The sequence below is a fragment of the Agriterribacter sp. genome (assembly GCF_035445465.1).
Classification (GTDB): Bacteria; Bacteroidota; Bacteroidia; order Chitinophagales; family Chitinophagaceae; genus Agriterribacter.
Map to the genome: position 1 here is coordinate 1 of NZ_DAOMQT010000003.1, position 16418 is coordinate 16418.

The 16418-nt window shown below is 43.5% G+C and carries 17 protein-coding genes; 10 read left to right on the forward strand and 7 right to left on the reverse strand.

The genetic code is table 11. From position 1 onward, the window contains the following. Window positions 1-343: 343 nt before the first annotated feature. Window positions 344-994: a YdcF family protein gene (locus PLE34_RS02325; RefSeq protein ID WP_324553814.1), complete on the forward strand. Its 651-nt coding sequence runs from the start codon at window positions 344-346 to the stop codon at window positions 992-994. Between the two features lie 70 nt (window positions 995-1064). Continuing rightward, entirely contained in the window at window positions 1065-1469 is a 405-nt protein-coding gene (locus tag PLE34_RS02330; RefSeq protein WP_324553816.1) for a hypothetical protein, read from the forward strand. 499 nt (window positions 1470-1968) lie between these two features. On the opposite strand, the gene PLE34_RS02335 is transcribed toward PLE34_RS02330, so the two are convergent. Further along, window positions 1969-2715 (reverse strand): DUF6089 family protein, encoded by a 747-nt coding sequence (locus PLE34_RS02335; RefSeq protein WP_324553818.1) that lies wholly within the window; start codon window positions 2713-2715, stop codon window positions 1969-1971. 410 nt (window positions 2716-3125) lie between these two features. Between PLE34_RS02335 and glgP the strand changes: the two genes are divergently transcribed. Both glgP and PLE34_RS02345 read left to right on the forward strand, forming a co-directional pair. Then, complete coding sequence (gene glgP, locus PLE34_RS02340; RefSeq protein ID WP_324553819.1) at window positions 3126-4787, forward strand: alpha-glucan family phosphorylase; 1662 nt, start codon at window positions 3126-3128, stop codon at window positions 4785-4787. A 245-nt stretch (window positions 4788-5032) separates the two neighbouring features. Next, window positions 5033-5467, forward strand: a complete 435-nt coding sequence (locus PLE34_RS02345) for an acyl-CoA thioesterase (protein WP_324553821.1) — start codon at window positions 5033-5035, stop codon at window positions 5465-5467. A gap of 207 nt (window positions 5468-5674) precedes the next feature. On the opposite strand, the gene PLE34_RS02350 is transcribed toward PLE34_RS02345, so the two are convergent. From PLE34_RS02350 to PLE34_RS02365, 4 genes are all read right to left on the reverse strand, one after another. Then, complete coding sequence (locus PLE34_RS02350; protein ID WP_324553823.1) at window positions 5675-6103, reverse strand: FKBP-type peptidyl-prolyl cis-trans isomerase; 429 nt, start codon at window positions 6101-6103, stop codon at window positions 5675-5677. A 267-nt stretch (window positions 6104-6370) separates the two neighbouring features. After that, the gene (gene phnY / locus PLE34_RS02355) at window positions 6371-7783 is read right to left on the reverse strand and encodes a phosphonoacetaldehyde dehydrogenase (RefSeq protein ID WP_324553825.1); all 1413 of its coding nucleotides are present in this window, start codon (window positions 7781-7783) and stop codon (window positions 6371-6373) included. Between the two features lie 20 nt (window positions 7784-7803). Further along, complete coding sequence (phnA, locus tag PLE34_RS02360) at window positions 7804-9042, reverse strand: phosphonoacetate hydrolase (RefSeq protein ID WP_324553827.1); 1239 nt, start codon at window positions 9040-9042, stop codon at window positions 7804-7806. 111 nt (window positions 9043-9153) lie between these two features. Next, window positions 9154-9744 (reverse strand): helix-turn-helix domain-containing protein, encoded by a 591-nt coding sequence (locus tag PLE34_RS02365; RefSeq protein ID WP_324553829.1) that lies wholly within the window; start codon window positions 9742-9744, stop codon window positions 9154-9156. Between the two features lie 418 nt (window positions 9745-10162). Between PLE34_RS02365 and PLE34_RS02370 the strand changes: the two genes are divergently transcribed. Next, on the forward strand, window positions 10163-10768 hold the full coding sequence (locus PLE34_RS02370) for a 2,3-bisphosphoglycerate-dependent phosphoglycerate mutase (protein WP_324553831.1): 606 nt from the start codon (window positions 10163-10165) through the stop codon (window positions 10766-10768). Window positions 10769-10784: 16 nt separating this feature from the next. Here the strand turns inward: PLE34_RS02370 and PLE34_RS02375 are convergent, their stop codons facing one another. Both PLE34_RS02375 and PLE34_RS02380 read right to left on the reverse strand, forming a co-directional pair. Continuing rightward, complete coding sequence (locus tag PLE34_RS02375) at window positions 10785-12449, reverse strand: glutamine--tRNA ligase/YqeY domain fusion protein (RefSeq protein WP_324553833.1); 1665 nt, start codon at window positions 12447-12449, stop codon at window positions 10785-10787. A 249-nt stretch (window positions 12450-12698) separates the two neighbouring features. Next, complete coding sequence (locus tag PLE34_RS02380) at window positions 12699-13709, reverse strand: T9SS type B sorting domain-containing protein (RefSeq protein WP_324553834.1); 1011 nt, start codon at window positions 13707-13709, stop codon at window positions 12699-12701. A 153-nt stretch (window positions 13710-13862) separates the two neighbouring features. On the opposite strand from PLE34_RS02380, the gene rpmB reads away from it, so the two are divergent. The 5 genes from rpmB (at window position 13863) to ftsY (ending at window position 16415) form a co-directional block, all read left to right on the forward strand. Further along, window positions 13863-14099: a 50S ribosomal protein L28 gene (gene rpmB / locus PLE34_RS02385; protein ID WP_324553837.1), complete on the forward strand. Its 237-nt coding sequence runs from the start codon at window positions 13863-13865 to the stop codon at window positions 14097-14099. Window positions 14100-14122: 23 nt separating this feature from the next. After that, the gene (gene rpmG, locus PLE34_RS02390; protein WP_324553839.1) at window positions 14123-14305 is read left to right on the forward strand and encodes a 50S ribosomal protein L33; all 183 of its coding nucleotides are present in this window, start codon (window positions 14123-14125) and stop codon (window positions 14303-14305) included. 80 nt (window positions 14306-14385) lie between these two features. Then, window positions 14386-14559 carry a DUF4295 family protein gene (locus tag PLE34_RS02395; protein WP_324553841.1) on the forward strand — a complete coding sequence of 58 codons (174 nt, stop codon included), beginning with the start codon at window positions 14386-14388 and terminating at the stop codon, window positions 14557-14559. 73 nt (window positions 14560-14632) lie between these two features. After that, the gene (locus PLE34_RS02400) at window positions 14633-15163 is read left to right on the forward strand and encodes a GNAT family N-acetyltransferase (RefSeq protein ID WP_324553842.1); all 531 of its coding nucleotides are present in this window, start codon (window positions 14633-14635) and stop codon (window positions 15161-15163) included. 274 nt (window positions 15164-15437) lie between these two features. After that, entirely contained in the window at window positions 15438-16415 is a 978-nt protein-coding gene (gene ftsY, locus PLE34_RS02405) for a signal recognition particle-docking protein FtsY (protein WP_324553844.1), read from the forward strand. Window positions 16416-16418 lie beyond the last annotated feature (3 nt).

Below are 16418 nucleotides of genomic sequence, written 5' to 3' on the forward strand. Positions count from 1 at the left end.
TTTGTTAATGTTCTCGTTCATTAATATTTGGTTTAGTGAGTTATGGAATTTTTTTTCAAAAGATTAACGCAAACATTCAGGCAATATAATAAAAAAACACAGGCTTTTGAATTTATATGAAATCAAATTATTTTTAAGCGTATTTGTGCAGTGGATAGCTGCTGCATTATACCGGCAGGTTGGTATTTGAAACAGGAGTGGGGCGGGATGGGGCAGGACAGGAACTGCATTAAAGAACAAATTTTAGGTATTATAATGCTATCCCGGTTTTTATTTAACGTTCATCGCCAATATCTTTGGCAGCCGGAATACTATTCTATTATTCGTTTACAATATAACCTGTATGATTACAGAAGAAGCTTTGCTACTCGCCCGCCGGCTATGGGATTACCATCACATGAATCATACGCTTACTAAGTCTGATTGTATACTGGCGCTGGGCAGCCACGACCTGCGGGTGGCAGACCGGGCGGCAGCACTGTATTTGCAGGGATGGGCGCCACTGGTTATCATGTCGGGAGGGTTAGGCAATTTTACACAGGATATGTGGACGGAAACGGAAGCCGATCAGTTTGCCGCCATAGCCCTACAAAAGGGCGTGCCGGCCGATGCGGTATTTATTGAAAACAGGTCAACCAATACGGGGGAGAATATTTTATTTACCGCCCGGTTGTTAAAAGAAAAAGGAATAGATCCCAATAGTTTTATCGTAGTGCAGAAGCCTTATATGGAAAGACGTTCGTATGCTACTTTTAAAAAGCATTGGTCCGATAAAAAGGTATTGGTAACCTCCCCGCAACTGGCTTTTGATGAATACGCAACAGATGAAATACCGTTGGAGCGGGTGATCAATATTATGATCGGCGACCTGCAGCGCATTAAATATTATCCTGCAAGAGGGTTTCAAATTTACCAGGACATACCTGCTGAAATATGGGATGCTTATGAAAGATTGGTTGCATTAGGGTTCAATAAACATTTGATGAAAGATTAAACCGCTCCGGCCTGCGCTAAAAATAGTATACTTGCAGCCTGATCGTAGTTGTATTTAACCTGCTGTAAAAATGAAATATTCTCAATGGATAGGACTGGCTGCCACCATAGGGGTGGTTATTGCCTGTTATTTGCCCTGGATTGAAATTGCATCTTTACCGGCCATACTTACGGGTATGGATGGGCAGGGTACCAACCTGGGTAAGCCCGGTAAGCTGCACATCATTTTTTGCGTACCGGCATTTGTTCTGTTCCTGCTTCCTTTAGTATGGGCGAAAAGAATAAACTGGTTTTTTTGCGCCATGGGCTTGGCCTGGGCTGTGCGTAATTTTTTGATCTATGCCCGCTGCGAAATGGGTACCTGTCCGGAAAGAAGGTATGGAATATATTTAGTGCTGATAGGCTCGGTGGTTATGCTGGTGGCAGCGCTTTTTCCCGACATGAAAATAGCGGATAAGGAGAAGAAGCCATCATGAAATTAATTCTGAAGCCTGATGTAAATACAAAGCATCAGGAGCCAAATAGCAAGAACCAAATAAATCTCAAATCCGAAATCCGAAGTCCGGAATCCGAAAGCTGGATACTACTGCAAATTTCAAATCAAACCGCTATAGCGCGAACTACTGAAAAATGAGAAAGCAGCAGCGAAATGAAGCTGAAGTCACAGTAGTGCGAAAGCCCGATCAGAGCTCCTTCCCGAAATCGGGCTGTATATCGATTTCGGGTGGCTTTTGGTTACTTTTTCCACAAAAAGTAACAGAAAAGACTAAGGCTATAAAAGCGTCAGGAGCCAGGTAAAGTTCAAATCCTATGTAAATGCAAAGCATCAGGAGCCAAATAGTAAGAACCAGATAAATCTCAAATCCGAATAAGAAAGTTCAAAATTCGAAGCGAAATTCAACTATAAACTATAAACCACAAACCCCGGCGCCCTGCCAGTAATACCCATATCATTTTCAAAGCGCTCAGGGGCGCTTATCGTTTACTTACTGGAGGACAATCGTACCTGTCCTTATATCCCAGCGAAAAAACAAGCCCTATGGAATGGCTGTGGTAGCTGTCTTTTTTGTTGGGGTTGGCCCCCTGGCTAAATCCATCTAAATAATCGGTAAACATAAACCGGTAGCCGGTTTCCGCTGCAAGCGAAATGGTTGGGGTAAGCGCATATTTTAATCCCACACCTGCGGGTAATATAATGGCTGCGCCTGGTGTACGGTGCGCAATATCCGCTGCCAAACCTGCCGAAACGGATTCGCTGTTAAAATATTCCGCATTATAATTACTCCAGCTACGGCTGATATGCAATAAGGATACGCCTGCTCCTGCAAATACATAAGGTGAAAATCCCGTAGGTTGCTCCCTTGCGTTTTTTGCCAGGATGTTCCATACCAGTGCGCCCGAAAGCTCGGTTACGGGTGTAGAGAAATTAAAATTTCTCTGCCTGCGATATTCCGGTTTTTCATACCGGGCGTCATCCCCTTTTAGTTTCCCGAAAGTAAAATTAGCCCGCACCGAAAATGACCTGTTCAGTATCCTGGCTGCAAAAAAGCCGATGTTTGGCGCTATCGTTTGATACGATCCGGCGTCAGATGGGGTAAGATCGCCCTGGTAAACAAAAGTACCTGCACCGATACCGGCCTCATAGCGGTGGGTATAAAACTGTGCGTATATAAAATGACTGTATGTTACCAATGGTATAAGCCATGCTATTTTTTTTGCCATAGAACGCATCGGTAAATTTGGTTTAAGTAAGAAATGATACCGTGTAGAGTTCTATCTTATAATTATAGTATTAAGGAACAAAAGATTTGTGGCTATTAGCTATCAGGTGAGTAACTGCTAACGACAGGACGGGTATTCATTCTTTCACTTCTCACGCTTCACTTTTAGATTTTTTTTGATTCCTGTGATTTGGTTTTGGTGCTTAACGGCCATGAATTATGAAGAGAAAATAATGCCACAAGCAGTTATACCTTGTTAAATATTTCATTATTTTATATTCCTGGATACAGCGGGTTGCCTGCAAGAATGTCTGTTGAAATCTATTGTTGGTAGGGCTGCATTATGATAAATCACCCGCTTTTAAAAAAATCCCTTTATATTGCGGCGAATTTTAAGGAAAGGTTCACATTATGACTTCATTTACCAATTTCAAAGTACCCTATGCTGCTATAGATGAAAGGTACACCAAACGCGTTGCTTATTTTTCAATGGAATTTGCCATTCATCAGCCGCTGAAGATCTACAGTGGCGGTTTGGGTTTTTTAGCGGGTTCCCATATGCGGAGTGCCTATGAGCTCAAACAGAATATGGTAGGCATAGGTATTTTGTGGAAATACGGCTATTATGATCAGTCGCGCAACCAGGATCAAACCCTGCAGGTGCAGTGGAATGAAAAAATCTACAATTTTTTAGAAGATCATAATATAAAGTTTCAGATCAATATTCATGATCACCCGGTTTGGATAAAAGCCTATTACCTGAACCCGGAAACCTTTAAGAGCGCGCCGCTGTTTTTACTGAGCACCGACCTGCCGGAGAACGATTATATTTCACAAACCATCACCCACCGCCTGTACGATGCCAATGTGGCAACCAAAGTAGCACAATTTATACTCCTCGGAGTGGGCGGGGCCAAACTCATGGATGTGTTGGGATTCAATCCCGAAGTATATCATTTAAATGAAGCGCACGGACTTTCTGCTGCATTCTACCTCTATAAAAAATTCGGTAATAAGGAAGATGTAAAAAAGCGGCTGGTATTTACCACGCATACACCGGAAGAAGCGGGAAATGAAAAGCATGAAATTCATCTTTGTGAAAAAATGAGCTATTTCTGTGGCGTACCGCTCGATGAGGTGCGCAGACTTACCGGCATAACAGACGATCAGTTCAATCATTCCCTGGCCGCGTTGCGGTTTGCACGTTTATCTAACGGGGTTAGTGAGTTGCACGGCCATGTAAGCAGAGCCATGTGGAGCAAGTACCCCGGCATTTGTCCTATCATTCATATCACCAATTCACAAAACTGGCGGTACTGGGCCGATAAGCAACTGTACTATGCGGCTGAAGAAAATAATGAAGATAATTTTATTGACCGTAAATGGTTTTTGAAAAAAAGAGCTTTTGATACGGTAGCCGATCAAAGTGGTAAGCTGTTTGATCCGAATGTGTTTACCATTGTATGGGCGAGGCGTTTTGCAGGGTATAAAAGGGCAGAATTAATTACCCGCGACAAGCATCGCTTTGAGGCGCTGCTGAGCAGTATCAAATATCCTGTGCAGATCATTTGGGCCGGGAAGCCTTACCCGGTTGATTATCCTGCTATCAGCGATTTTAATTACCTTGTTAACCTCAGTAAGGCATATAAAAACGTGGCGGTATGCATAGGCTATGAGCTCACCCTGAGCAAACGGCTGAAGCAGGCTGCAGATCTGTGGTTGAATAACCCGCGCGTACCCCGTGAAGCATCGGGCACCAGTGGAATGACGGCCGCTATGAACGGCGCCGTGAATTTTTCAACGGATGATGGCTGGATCCCTGAATTTGTTCATCACGGGCACAATGGTTTTGTAGTGCCAAAGGCAGATTATGCGCATATGACGGTGCAGGAGCAGGATGCATACGATCTTGAAAAGATATATGCAATATTAGAGCAGGAAATCCTTCCCCTGTATTATGACCACCCGGATCTGTGGCGGCAGGTTATGAAAAATGGCATGACAGACACCCGTTTCAGGTTTGATTCCGGGAGAATGGCAGATGAGTATTACAGGTTACTCTATAATGCATAATGTAAAGTCAGGCAAATTATGTCTGTATCGTGAAAAGTGAGAAGATAAGGTGAACAGGCAATGCCGCCCGGATGACACCAGTCGGACGGGGGCAATAGTGAATCTCACCATTCACTACCACTCACTTCTCACGTTTGACGTTTGACATAGCACCCGTTGTCATTTCATGTAGTTGCATATTATTGTTTAGCAGGTATTGGGTACTGCCATTCTGGTTATACACGCATTTTAATCTTATATAAGACATGGAAGCGTATAAAAAAAATCCTGAAGTAAGATGGGCGGATCTTGATCCCAATTTTCACATGCTTCATTCTAAGTATTACGACCTGGGAGCATATGTACGCATGTGTTTTTTAACTGAACATGGTCTGTCGCCGGCGGTAATGCAGGAACACAGCATGGGGCCTATACTTTTCAGGGAGGAATGCGTATTTAAAAGAGAAATAAAATTTGGCGACCGGGTAGAGATAAGCCTGGTAATGCTGAAAGCCAGGAAAGACGGCTCCCGCTGGACCATGCAGCACCATATTTATATAAATGGCGACACGCTGGCTGCTGTAATTACAGTTGATGGCGCCTGGATGAATACAGAAAGAAGACGACTGGCTACGCCGCCACCATTATTTGCGGTGGTATTCGATAAAATACCACGTGCCGAAAATTTTGAATGGCAATAAAAAAAGCGGGAAGTAAAATAGTGTTAAGTGAGGGCAAATGATATTGGTATGTTATCGTGAAAAGTAAGAGGATGGAAGTGAACAGGTAATGGTGAATAGGGAGTTTCACTATTCACTATTCACTATTCACCACCCCTTATCGCCTCTCACGTTTCTTGTTTCACTCCTGACAAAACATTCGTTTCACTTCCCGTGTTAGGCTGCTTCTTATACAATTTCCACCAGCTCCACATCAAATACGATATCCTTGCCTGCCAGAAAATGGTTGGCATCTAAAATAACCACCTTTTCCTTTACTTCGGTAACCACTACAGGAACGGGTTGCCCCTCCTGGTTCTGAAGGGTAAGCTGCATGCCGGGTTCTAATTTCATATCGGCAGGAATATGCTCCACCGGGAATTCAATAATGGCTTCTTCATTTCTTAATCCATACCCGTCTTCGGGTGCAACGGAAATTATTTTCTTTTCTCCCACGGCCATTCCTTCCACACCGGTATCAAATCCTTTGATCATTTGCCCGGCGCCTAAAGTAAATTCCAATGGTTCACGACCGGCAGAAGAATCAAACTGGTTACCATCCGTTAAACGGCCTGTATAATGCACACGTACCACATCTCCTTTTTTTGCCTGTTGCATAAAATGTAATTTTGAGTATTTAAAATCCGGAAAGGTAAATGATTCCGGGTGCATTTCAAATTGTGGCATAGGAATCTGTAAATTTCTAGGCAAAAACCCATAGTCATAACACTATAAAGTTTCTATTGATTCCAAAAGCAAACAATCATTAGATATTGTGTATATATGCAGCGTGGAAAAAAGTAGCTGCAAATGCAAAGCCTATGTGCCGGATTGTGCACATAGGCTTTGTATAAAAGATGCTGTGTTATTTTTTCGCTGATATCATTACCAGGGCAATGAAAACGTTTTTACGTAGGTAAAACATTTCATGGCCTCAATTACGCCTTCTTTTATGCCCAGTCCCGAATCTTTGATGCCTCCGAAAGGAGAGCTTTCTATACGGTAACCCGGCACCTCATTAATATTTACCGTGCCTACTTTTAATTCTTTTATAAAACGGAGCGCATAATCCATGTTATGGGTTACAATGCCGGACGACAGTCCGTAAGCCGTAGCATTAGACAATGCAATAGCGTCATCTATATCCTTAAAAGTTAAGATGGGCGCCAGGGGGCCAAAAGATTCATGCACGATCATTTCCGCATCGCGCGGCACATTATCAATAACAGTAGGCTCTAATAACGCGCCCCTGCGTTTTCCGCCAAGCAATACTTTTGCACCCTGCTCTACGGCTTTGTTCACCACAGTTTCCAGGTAAATAGCGGCGGGTTCGTCAATTACCGTTCCTACCCGTGTTTCCGGGTCGGCAGGATCGCCGCAGTTGTATGTTTTGGCTTTCTGCAGGAATTTTTCAAGGAACACGTCCTTTATTTTTTCATGTATGAGTATGCGTTTAACCGCGGTACAGCGCTGTCCGCTGTTACGAAATGATCCTTCGGCAGCCAGGTGAACGGCTGTATCCATATCCGCATCTTCCATAATGATCAGCGGATCATTTCCGCCTAATTCCAGTATTACTTTTTTATATCCCACAGAAGCGGCAATGCGTTTACCCACGGCCACGCTTCCGGTAAAGGAAACAATATCAATCCGCGGATCTTTTACAAGGGGTTCGGCTATTTCATTGGTTGGACCCAGCAGGGTGCTGAGCATATAGTGTGGTAATCCGGCTTCATACAGTAATTCTGTAAGCAGTATGGCCGTGAGTGGTGTTTTTTCGGAAGGCTTTAAGATTACCGGTGTGCCAACGGCTAAAGCAGGCGCCAGCTTATGCACCACCTGGTTAAGCGGATGATTGAATGGAGTAATGCATGCTGCCAGTGCCAGGGGCTCGCGAAGGGTAAATATTTTTCTTGCCTTTCCCTGCGGAGAAATGTCGCAGGAGAATATCTGGCCATCATCCTTTAAGCTTTCCATAGCCGCAAACAACAGCACATCATGTGCCCGGCCGGTTTCATAATTCGCTTCCCGGATAGCCAGACCCGATTCAGCGCTGATGGTTTGGGCAAATTGATCTTTGCGCGCCACCAGCAATTGTCTTGCCTTATCGAGGATACTGAAGCGGTCGTACCGCGTAAGCGCTTTTCCTCCCTTTAGCCCAGCTTGTATCGCCTGCTCAACATGAGAGGCGTTCGCTAATGTAACGGTGCCCACTACACGGTTATCATAAGGGCTTTTCACTTCAAGAATGGAATCGCTTTGTACAGGAGTTCCTGCAACATAACAGGTCATTGTCATATATGTGGTTTAATCGTTAATTATCGTGTGCCATTGATGGTAAAATCAAATACATTAAAATTCCTGGGGTCGCCCCATGCTTTCATGTGGTAGGCAGCATTCAGTGGGTGGGAAATGATCAGCGGAACCATTTCTTCGTATCGTCCTCCGTGTGAGCGCAGTGTTCCGTCGAGCGCGGAAAGGTCGTGATATTGCGGCCGGCGGCCCAGCACCACATCCCTGGCAGACAGCACTACCAGGTCTCCCGTGCGGTCTTCCGGTTGTTCCAGCAAACGGGTGGCAGTGGCTTTATCGTGCACTTCTGTTATGCCTTGCTGTAAAGATAACCAGCTTTTTACTGCGTTTATTTTTTCCTTATCATTAATGTGCACTACCACATAGGAACCCAGGGCGCCATGATGCTTAACATAGGGATCGGTAATAGGGCAAATAACGCGGAACCCTTCACCAAACTCCGCTTCCAGCATATCTTCTACAAATAATACATTGGGTTGTCCGTTGGCTTTTACCTTGGCGTTCATGCCATGATCGGCGGTTGCGCCCACAATAGCGCCGGTTGCCAGCAGTTTGCCTATCTCCCTGTCTATCTGTTCGTAAAATGCCAGCGATGCTTCGGCTTCCGGGGCGTAGGTGTGCTGCATGTAATCGGTAAGCGACAGGTAAAGGAAGTCTGCCAGTCCTTGTTGTATCAGCGCAACACCTGCACGTAATACAAACAGGCTCGCGTCTCCGCTATAAATAGCCGGCGTTGGATAACCCACTATTTTTTCCGCCTCATCCAAGCCATGGGTTTCTTTTTTTGCAAGGTTGGCTTTTTCGGCCGAAAAGGCAATGCCATTTAATTTATAGGAGAGAATGTCACGAAGCTTTTCTTTTGCCGTTACCACGGCCACTTTACGCCCCGCATTGGCTGCTGCCGCAAGAATGGTTTCCGCACGCAGGTATTCTGAAGAATTCATCATTACCTCCTCGTCTCTGGCAACATTATAAAAAAAGTTACCGCTTATACCATGCACAGCAGGCGAAACACCTGTTACAATAGAAGAATTATTTACATTGGTAAAAGAAGGCAGGGCGCCGCGAACCATTCCGCGAAAACCTGTTTTGCTCATTTGCTGAAGGTGCGGCAGGCGGCCATGTGCAGCGGTAATATCAAGATATTCATCTGCGGATCCGTCAATACAAATTACAACAATGGGTTTGGCCGCAGGGTTATAGGTGGTACCGTTAACCGTAAAAGAAGTAGTGATGATAGACATGAAAAATGTTTATAAATACTAAATAAAGATATAGCAAAATTAAACATTTTATTGAATATTAATCTGTATAAAAAATTACAGGAAAGAAATGAGCCCGGGAGTGCTTAACAATTAGTCTTTACTGTTGGTGAGAAAGAAATAGATAACCAGCATCAATGCGTCGGTATTGCCAATATTGGCGGGCTTGTGCGAGAGCCTGCCATCAAAGAAGAGGGAATCTCCTTCTTCCAGCACATATTTTTCTTCTTCAATCTGGTACTCTACCCTGCCTTTAATAATGTATTTGTATTCGTACGCGTCCGTTTTGATCATTTGGGTGCGCCGTGCTCCTTTTTTAAGCTCAAGCAAAATGGTATCAACAGGCCCCGCGTTCATATTACGGGTTAATATTCTTTTGTATTTAAAACCTTTGGCAGGCTCTTTTTCAAACGACTGGTAACTGGCGGCCGTTTTGATAATGATTTTTTGCTGCCCCTCTTTGTTGTGACTGATATCCTCGAAAAAGTCTTTCAGGTCAATATTCAGTGCCAGCACAATATTCATTAAAACCGGCAATGAAGGCACAGTACGGTTATTTTCTATTTGCGATATAAGCCCCTTGCTTACCTGGGCTTTGGTAGCGAGCTCCTGCACCGTTTTCTTTTGTGTTTTCCGGGTTTCTTTAATTTTATTGCTGATCTGGATAAGTACATCTTCCTGCATTGGGATTGTTTTTCGGCGTCTGAATCAATAGACAAAGATAATATTAAGCTTTTTCTGTGATATAATAATTATATACCTAACTAAAAAATGGCAGGGAATGCAGTAAGCATCAGGAATACCAAATCACAGGAACCAAAGAAAATTCAAATCCGAAGTTGTAAACCCGAAATTCGAAAGGGAATCCAGCTAAGAGCAAAGTGTGAGTTAAAAAAAGGAGTCTTCAGCGTATCCTTAGTAGCTTACACCCTATAACCCTATACCCTATACCCTATATCCTTATACCCTATACCTCATGCCTCATACCTTATATACCACCTGACAGCTAATCACTTTCATTTTTAATAGTTTTTGTATCTTTCTGCTCCTGCTGCCTTAGCAAGCTGAATAAAAGCATTCTTTCATTTCAATTCATTAACTCATGCCTTTACTGGTAATTGTACGACACGGACAATCGCAATGGAACCTGGAAAACAGGTTTACGGGTAATAAAGATGTGCCGCTTACGGCACTGGGCCGGGAAGAAGCGCATGTGGCCGGGAAAAAGCTTAAAAATATCGTCTTTGACCATGCTTTTACCTCTTTACTGGAAAGAGCTGAAGAAACGCTTACGATTATTTTAGGTGAAATTGAACAAATGGAGTTACCTGTTACCAGGAACAGTGCGCTAAATGAAAGGGATTATGGAACACTGCAGGGATTGAATAAAGCCGAAGTAACAGAAAAGTATGGCGCAAAACAGGTAGAGCTATGGCGCAGGAGCTACGATTTACAGCCGCCGGGCGGTGAGAGCTTAAAGGAAACCGCTACCAGGGTTATCCCTTTTTACCAGCAGGAAATGGAACCTTTATTAATAGCTGATAAAAATATACTGGTAGTGGCGCATGGCAATAGCTTGAGGGCGCTGATGATGTATCTTGAAAAGATAAGCCCTGAAAATATTATCAGTGTTAATATTCCAACAGGGGCGCCGCGGATCTATACCTTCAGCAGCCACCTGAAGCTGGTAGACGTCCTGTATCTTTAAAATGGAGCGCCGGCAATTATTTTTTACTTTCTTTGGCCCAGGTATCTTTTAATGTAACCGTTCTGTTGAACACCAGATGCCCGGGCGCAGAATCTTTATCAACCGTGAAATATCCCTTGCGTATAAACTGAATTTTTTCTCCTTTCGCCGCGTTTTTAAGGGAAGCTTCAATGTATGCTGCTTTTATAACCTGCAGGGAACCGGAATTGATATAAGAGGTAAAATCACCATCTTCCGCAGCGGGATTTTCTATGGTAAACAGCCGGTCGTACAGTCTTACCTCAGCTTTTGCCGCATGCGCTGCGCTTACCCAATGAATGGTTCCTTTGGCACGTATGCCCGACACATCGTTACCGCTTTTGCTTTCGGGAATATAGCTGCAATGTATAGCTGTAATATTGCCGTCACTGTCTTTTATGCATTCATCGCATTTTATAATGTAGGCGCTTTTTAGCCGAACCATAGCGCCGGGCGCCAGCCTGAACCATTTTTTTGCCGGTACTTCCATAAAGTCTTCCCTTTCTATCCACAGCTCTCCCGAAAAAATAACGGGTCTTGTTCCCCCGTTGTTATCCGCTTCAGGGTTATTTTCGCTGAGCACTTCTTCTGTTTGGCCCTCCGGGTAATTGGTGATCACTAATTTTACCGGGTCAAGCACGGCCATGCGGCGTATGGCTATTTTATTCAGATGTTCCCTTACGCAATGCTCCAGCAGGCTCATATCTACCAGGTTCTCTCTTTTTGCCACGCCTATCCGGGTACAAAAATCGCGGATGCTTTCCGGTGTAAAGCCCCTGCGGCGCATGCCGCTAATGGTAGTCATGCGCGGATCATCCCATCCGTTTACGTGATTTTCATTTACCAATTGCAGCAATTTCCGCTTGCTTGTTATGGTGTAGGTAAGATTGCGGCGGGCAAATTCATATTGCTTTGAAGGATAGATCTCTAATTTTTCGATCAGCCAGTCATACAGTTCCCGGTGCGGCACAAATTCAAGTGTACAAATAGAATGGGTAACTTCTTCAATACTGTCGCTTTGCCCGTGGGCGAAATCGTACATCGGGTAAATGCACCATTTATTACCTGTACGGTGGTGACGGGCATGCTTAATGCGGTATAATACCGGGTCACGCATGAGCATATTACTATGCGCCATATCAATTTTAGCCCTGAGTGTTTTACTCCCGTCTTTGAATTCGCCATTTTTCATGCGCTCAAACATATCTATGTTTTCATCAACGGTACGGTTGCGGTAAGCACTGTTTTTCCCCGCCTCTGTGGGTGTTCCTTTTAAAGCGGCAATTTCTTCGGAGCTGCTGTCATCCACATAAGCCAGTCCTTTTTTGATGAGGTCAATGGCAAAATGGTAAAGCGTATCAAAGTAATCGGAAGCATATAACTCGTTCTTCCATTCAAAGCCCAGCCACCGTACATCTTCTTTAATGCTATCTACAAATTCGGTTTCTTCTGTAACCGGGTTGGTATCATCAAAGCGCAGATTGGTATATCCGCCATACTTTTTTGTTAATCCAAAATTCAGGCATATGCTGGAAGCGTGCCCGATATGGAGATAGCCGTTGGGCTCCGGTGGAAAGCGGGTAATAATTTGATTGTATTTACCATTTTTCAGGTCTTCTTCAATAATATCCTCAATAAAGTTGAGCCCTTTTTCTTCAATCATTGCTGCGTATGCGTTTAAAACACAAATGTAAGTCTTAGTGAAGTAAGTTAAGCGGGCTGAAAGCGTTAAAGTGGGTGAAAAAACCTGGCCGCCATTTATTTAAGGGATAGGAACAAGCCGTCATGAATAAAAATTACATGGTTTTACCCATCCCTGTACCTTGTAACCTGCACCTTGTAACCTGCACCCTGCACCCTGTAACCTGTAACCTGCCCCTGCCCCTGCACCCTGCAACTCACTCGCCATTCGCTACCTCAGCAACGTTACCGTTCCTTTCAGCAATAATTCCCGTTTCAGCATAAAGTCATCGTAAATGCAGTAGTATACGTAGGTGCCCATGTCGGCTTTTTTGCCGTTTATCTTCCCGTCCCATCCCTGGGAAGGATTTTTGGACTCAAATACTTTTTTGCCAAAGCGATCGTAAACCATAAAGCTGTAAGTGGTAACCGGGCAAAAAGCGCCTGGCTTAAAAGTGTCATTAAGTCCGTCGTTATTAGGGGTAAAGGCATTGGGGAAATTTACGCAATGCGTATTGCAAAGCACCGTTTGTACGGTATCTGCAAAAGAGCCGCAAATATTACTGGCTTTTAAAGTGTAGCTACCGGCTTCTGTAGCAAGAAATTCAGGGGCTGTGCTGCCATTTTGCCACGCGTAGCTGGTGTACTTTTGTTCCACAGTTTGCAATACCACCCCTTTAATTCCGCAGGGGATCACTATGTTTTCGCCAAGATCAAAAGCTGGTTTCTCAATTACCTCAACCGTTAGTTTGGCCCTCGGACTTTCGCATCCCAGTATAGTTTGTGAAACATAGTACCAGGTCATTCCTGTATCGGCAGTAGAAGGAACAGGCGGTACGGGGCTGCCGGCAATAGCTGTAGGAGAATCGTACCACATTAGATTTTTTCCCCATGCAACAAGTGAGGTAGCTGGCTGGTTAAGGCACAAAAGGGTATCTTTAACGGCCGGCTCCAGTATCAGCGAGTTAAAGAGCAGGGTAAAGGTATCTGTAACAGGTGGGCAAACGGCATTTTCAAGAGTAACCCAGTATTTCCCCGATTGATCTATGTTAATGCTGTTGGTGGTTTCCCCGGTTGACCAGGTATAGGAATTGCCCGGTCCGCCAGGTAACGTAAGCGTATAGGTAGTATCTGCGCAAATGATGAGGGTATCTTTTTGTATAATAGCCGAAGCGGTGGGGCATTGCCCTTTGCTAACCGCAGCATACAATACCAGCGCTAAAACTGTTACAAATGGTTTCATGGATATTGATTTAGAACCGCTTCTGTGGGGCAATTATCACACCAAACAGAACTATAAACGATTAATTTCGATAAAAGAACGCTTAAACAGGTAAAATCTTTTTTGATAGTAATGATATTTTACGGAACTTTGCCGTCCCAAAAAAATAGGATTATGGCCAGAGTATGTCAGGTTACCGGTAAAGTTCCCATCACAGGAAATCGTGTGTCGCATTCTAACATTAAAACAAAACGCAGGTTTTTACCTAACCTGCAAACAAAACGTTTTTTCCTGGCGGAAGAAGACAGGTGGATAACCCTGAAAACCTCTACTGAAGGATTGAGAACCATCAACAAAAAAGGATTGTATACTGTAGTAAAGGAACTGAGGGCGCAGGGAGAAAAAATCTGATAACAATTTAAAATTTATAAGCAATGGCTAAGAAAGGTAACAGGGTACAGGTAATTCTGGAGTGTACTGAACACAAAAACAGTGGTCAGGCAGGAACCAGCCGTTACATCACCACCAAAAATAAAAAGAATACTCCTGAACGCCTGGAGTTGAAGAAGTTTAACCCCATTTTAAAAAAGGTTACCGTTCATAAAGAGATTAAGTAATCACTATTATGCATACGCGGTGAGGTGCTTATAAAAGTTCACGCATGTGCAGGTTAATTTAAAAAGTTCAAAACAGAATCATGGCAAAAGCAGCTAAAACCGCTATAAAATCAAAAGATCAAAAATCTGTCGCCGACGCAAAGAACTGGACTAAAGTGGTACGTGCGGTACGTAGCCCTAAATCCGGTGCATATACTTTTAAAGAAGCTATTGTGCATAAGGATAAGATTAAAGAATTCCTGGCTCAGAAATAATTGAATAGTTTTAAGAGCGTATAAAGCTGTCACGATATCTGTCGCGATGGCTTTTGTTATTTTAAGTAATTGCATGGATACTATTATTCATATACGGAAAGCAGTAAGGGAAGATTGCGCTGTTATTGTAGAGCTGGGAAAAAGAACCTTTATGGAAACCTATTCAGAAATAAGCAGCAACACCGCCGTGCAGGAGTATATAGAAAAAAGGCTTTCTGCCGAAAAGATAGAAGAGGAATGGAATAATCCCAAAGCTTGTTTTTATATTGGCTTTGTTAATAACGAACCGGTGGCCTTTACCAGGATGCGGTACGACAGGATAGCTAAGGGATTACCTGATAAAAGGGCTATCGAAATAGAGCGGATATATGTTTTAAAGGAATACCAGGGATTTAAAGTGGGCAGGGAAATGATGGAAAAATGCAGGCAGGTAGCTATGCGTGAAAAGTTTGATATTATATGGCTCCAGGTATGGCAACATAACCACAAAGCCATCCAGTTTTATCAGAAAGCGGGTTTTGTGGTATATGAAACAGCCCTGTTTAGCTACGGTAAGCACATGCAGCAGGATGATTTTTTGATGCGTTTGGATTTATATTATTAGGTGTCAGCTATCAGCGGTCAGCGGTGTTGGCACGAAGTGCAGACAGCACATCAGGAAATTTGAGATTTAAGATTTGAGATTTGGTTGGAGCTTGTGATTTGTTTTTTGGTGTTTTCTGTTCGGATTTCGGACCGGGAGTTTATGGTTTTTAGCTTTTAGTTTATTGTTGTATTCCTTCGGATTTAGAGCTTATATCTTCGGATTTTGTTATTTGATCTTTGTTTGGTTCTTATGATTTGAATATTGTTACTTTTTTCAGCATTAAATTGATATTATGGGTTTTTTTGGAAAATTATTCGGGAAAAAAGAAAAGGAGAGTCTTGATGAAGGCCTGCAAAAAACGAAGGAAAATTTTTTCTCTAAAATAACAAAGGCAATTGCGGGAAAGAATACGGTAGATGAAGAAGTATTAGATGAGTTGGAAGAAGCATTGATAACGGCTGATGTGGGATTAGATACCACGGTAAAAATAATTGAACGCATAGAAGCCCGCGTAGCTAAGGATAAATACCTTAATACGGCGGAACTGAATACCATTTTACAACAGGAAATTGAAGCGATCCTGGTTACTGCACCCGAAAAAAATGCCTATGGCTTTAATACGGAGCTGCCGGCTAAACCTTACGTAATGCTGGTGGTAGGCGTTAACGGCGTGGGTAAAACCACCACTATTGGTAAGCTGGCGCATAATTTTAAAACGGCCGGGAAATCTGTTTTGCTGGGCGCCGCCGATACCTTCAGGGCAGCCGCTGTTGACCAGCTAACCATATGGAGCAACAGGGTAGGCGTGCCCATTGTAAAAAAAGAAATGGGAAGTGATCCTGCATCTGTGGCGTTTGATACGGTAACCAGCGGCGTTTCAAGAGGCGTTGATGTGATATTAATTGACACCGCCGGGCGCTTGCATAATAAAGTGCACCTGATGGAAGAGCTGAGCAAAATAAAACGGGTAATACAAAAAGTAATTCCCGATGCGCCTCATGAAGTGATGCTGGTATTAGACGGGTCAACAGGGCAAAACGCGCTGGAACAGGCAAAACATTTTACAGCGGCTACCGAAGTAACCGCGCTTACTATTACTAAATTGGATGGCACAGCCAAAGGTGGCGTGGTATTGTCTATTGCTAATCATTTTCAGATACCGGTAAAGTTCATTGGTGTGGGAGAAAAAATGGAAGACCTGCTGGTGTTTGATAAACATGAATTTGTGGATAGTCTTTTCAGTCTCAACCATTCAAAAAACGATCAATAAAGC

Excerpts from the sequence above, each read along its gene's own strand:
- PLE34_RS02325 (WP_324553814.1), top strand. The coding sequence starts at position 344 with ATGATTACAGAAGAAGCTTTGCTACTCGCCCGCCGGCTATGGGATTAC.
- PLE34_RS02330 (WP_324553816.1), top strand. The coding sequence starts at position 1,065 with ATGAAATATTCTCAATGGATAGGACTGGCTGCCACCATAGGGGTGGTT.
- PLE34_RS02335 (WP_324553818.1), bottom strand. The coding sequence starts at position 2,715 with ATGGCAAAAAAAATAGCATGGCTTATACCATTGGTAACATACAGTCAT.
- glgP (WP_324553819.1), top strand. The coding sequence starts at position 3,126 with ATGACTTCATTTACCAATTTCAAAGTACCCTATGCTGCTATAGATGAA.
- PLE34_RS02345 (WP_324553821.1), top strand. The coding sequence starts at position 5,033 with ATGGAAGCGTATAAAAAAAATCCTGAAGTAAGATGGGCGGATCTTGAT.
- PLE34_RS02350 (WP_324553823.1), bottom strand. The coding sequence starts at position 6,103 with ATGCAACAGGCAAAAAAAGGAGATGTGGTACGTGTGCATTATACAGGC.
- phnY (WP_324553825.1), bottom strand. The coding sequence starts at position 7,783 with ATGACAATGACCTGTTATGTTGCAGGAACTCCTGTACAAAGCGATTCC.
- phnA (WP_324553827.1), bottom strand. The coding sequence starts at position 9,042 with ATGTCTATCATCACTACTTCTTTTACGGTTAACGGTACCACCTATAAC.
- PLE34_RS02365 (WP_324553829.1), bottom strand. The coding sequence starts at position 9,744 with ATGCAGGAAGATGTACTTATCCAGATCAGCAATAAAATTAAAGAAACC.
- PLE34_RS02370 (WP_324553831.1), top strand. The coding sequence starts at position 10,163 with ATGCCTTTACTGGTAATTGTACGACACGGACAATCGCAATGGAACCTG.
- PLE34_RS02375 (WP_324553833.1), bottom strand. The coding sequence starts at position 12,449 with ATGATTGAAGAAAAAGGGCTCAACTTTATTGAGGATATTATTGAAGAA.
- PLE34_RS02380 (WP_324553834.1), bottom strand. The coding sequence starts at position 13,709 with ATGAAACCATTTGTAACAGTTTTAGCGCTGGTATTGTATGCTGCGGTT.
- rpmB (WP_324553837.1), top strand. The coding sequence starts at position 13,863 with ATGGCCAGAGTATGTCAGGTTACCGGTAAAGTTCCCATCACAGGAAAT.
- rpmG (WP_324553839.1), top strand. The coding sequence starts at position 14,123 with ATGGCTAAGAAAGGTAACAGGGTACAGGTAATTCTGGAGTGTACTGAA.
- PLE34_RS02395 (WP_324553841.1), top strand. The coding sequence starts at position 14,386 with ATGGCAAAAGCAGCTAAAACCGCTATAAAATCAAAAGATCAAAAATCT.
- PLE34_RS02400 (WP_324553842.1), top strand. The coding sequence starts at position 14,633 with ATGGATACTATTATTCATATACGGAAAGCAGTAAGGGAAGATTGCGCT.
- ftsY (WP_324553844.1), top strand. The coding sequence starts at position 15,438 with ATGGGTTTTTTTGGAAAATTATTCGGGAAAAAAGAAAAGGAGAGTCTT.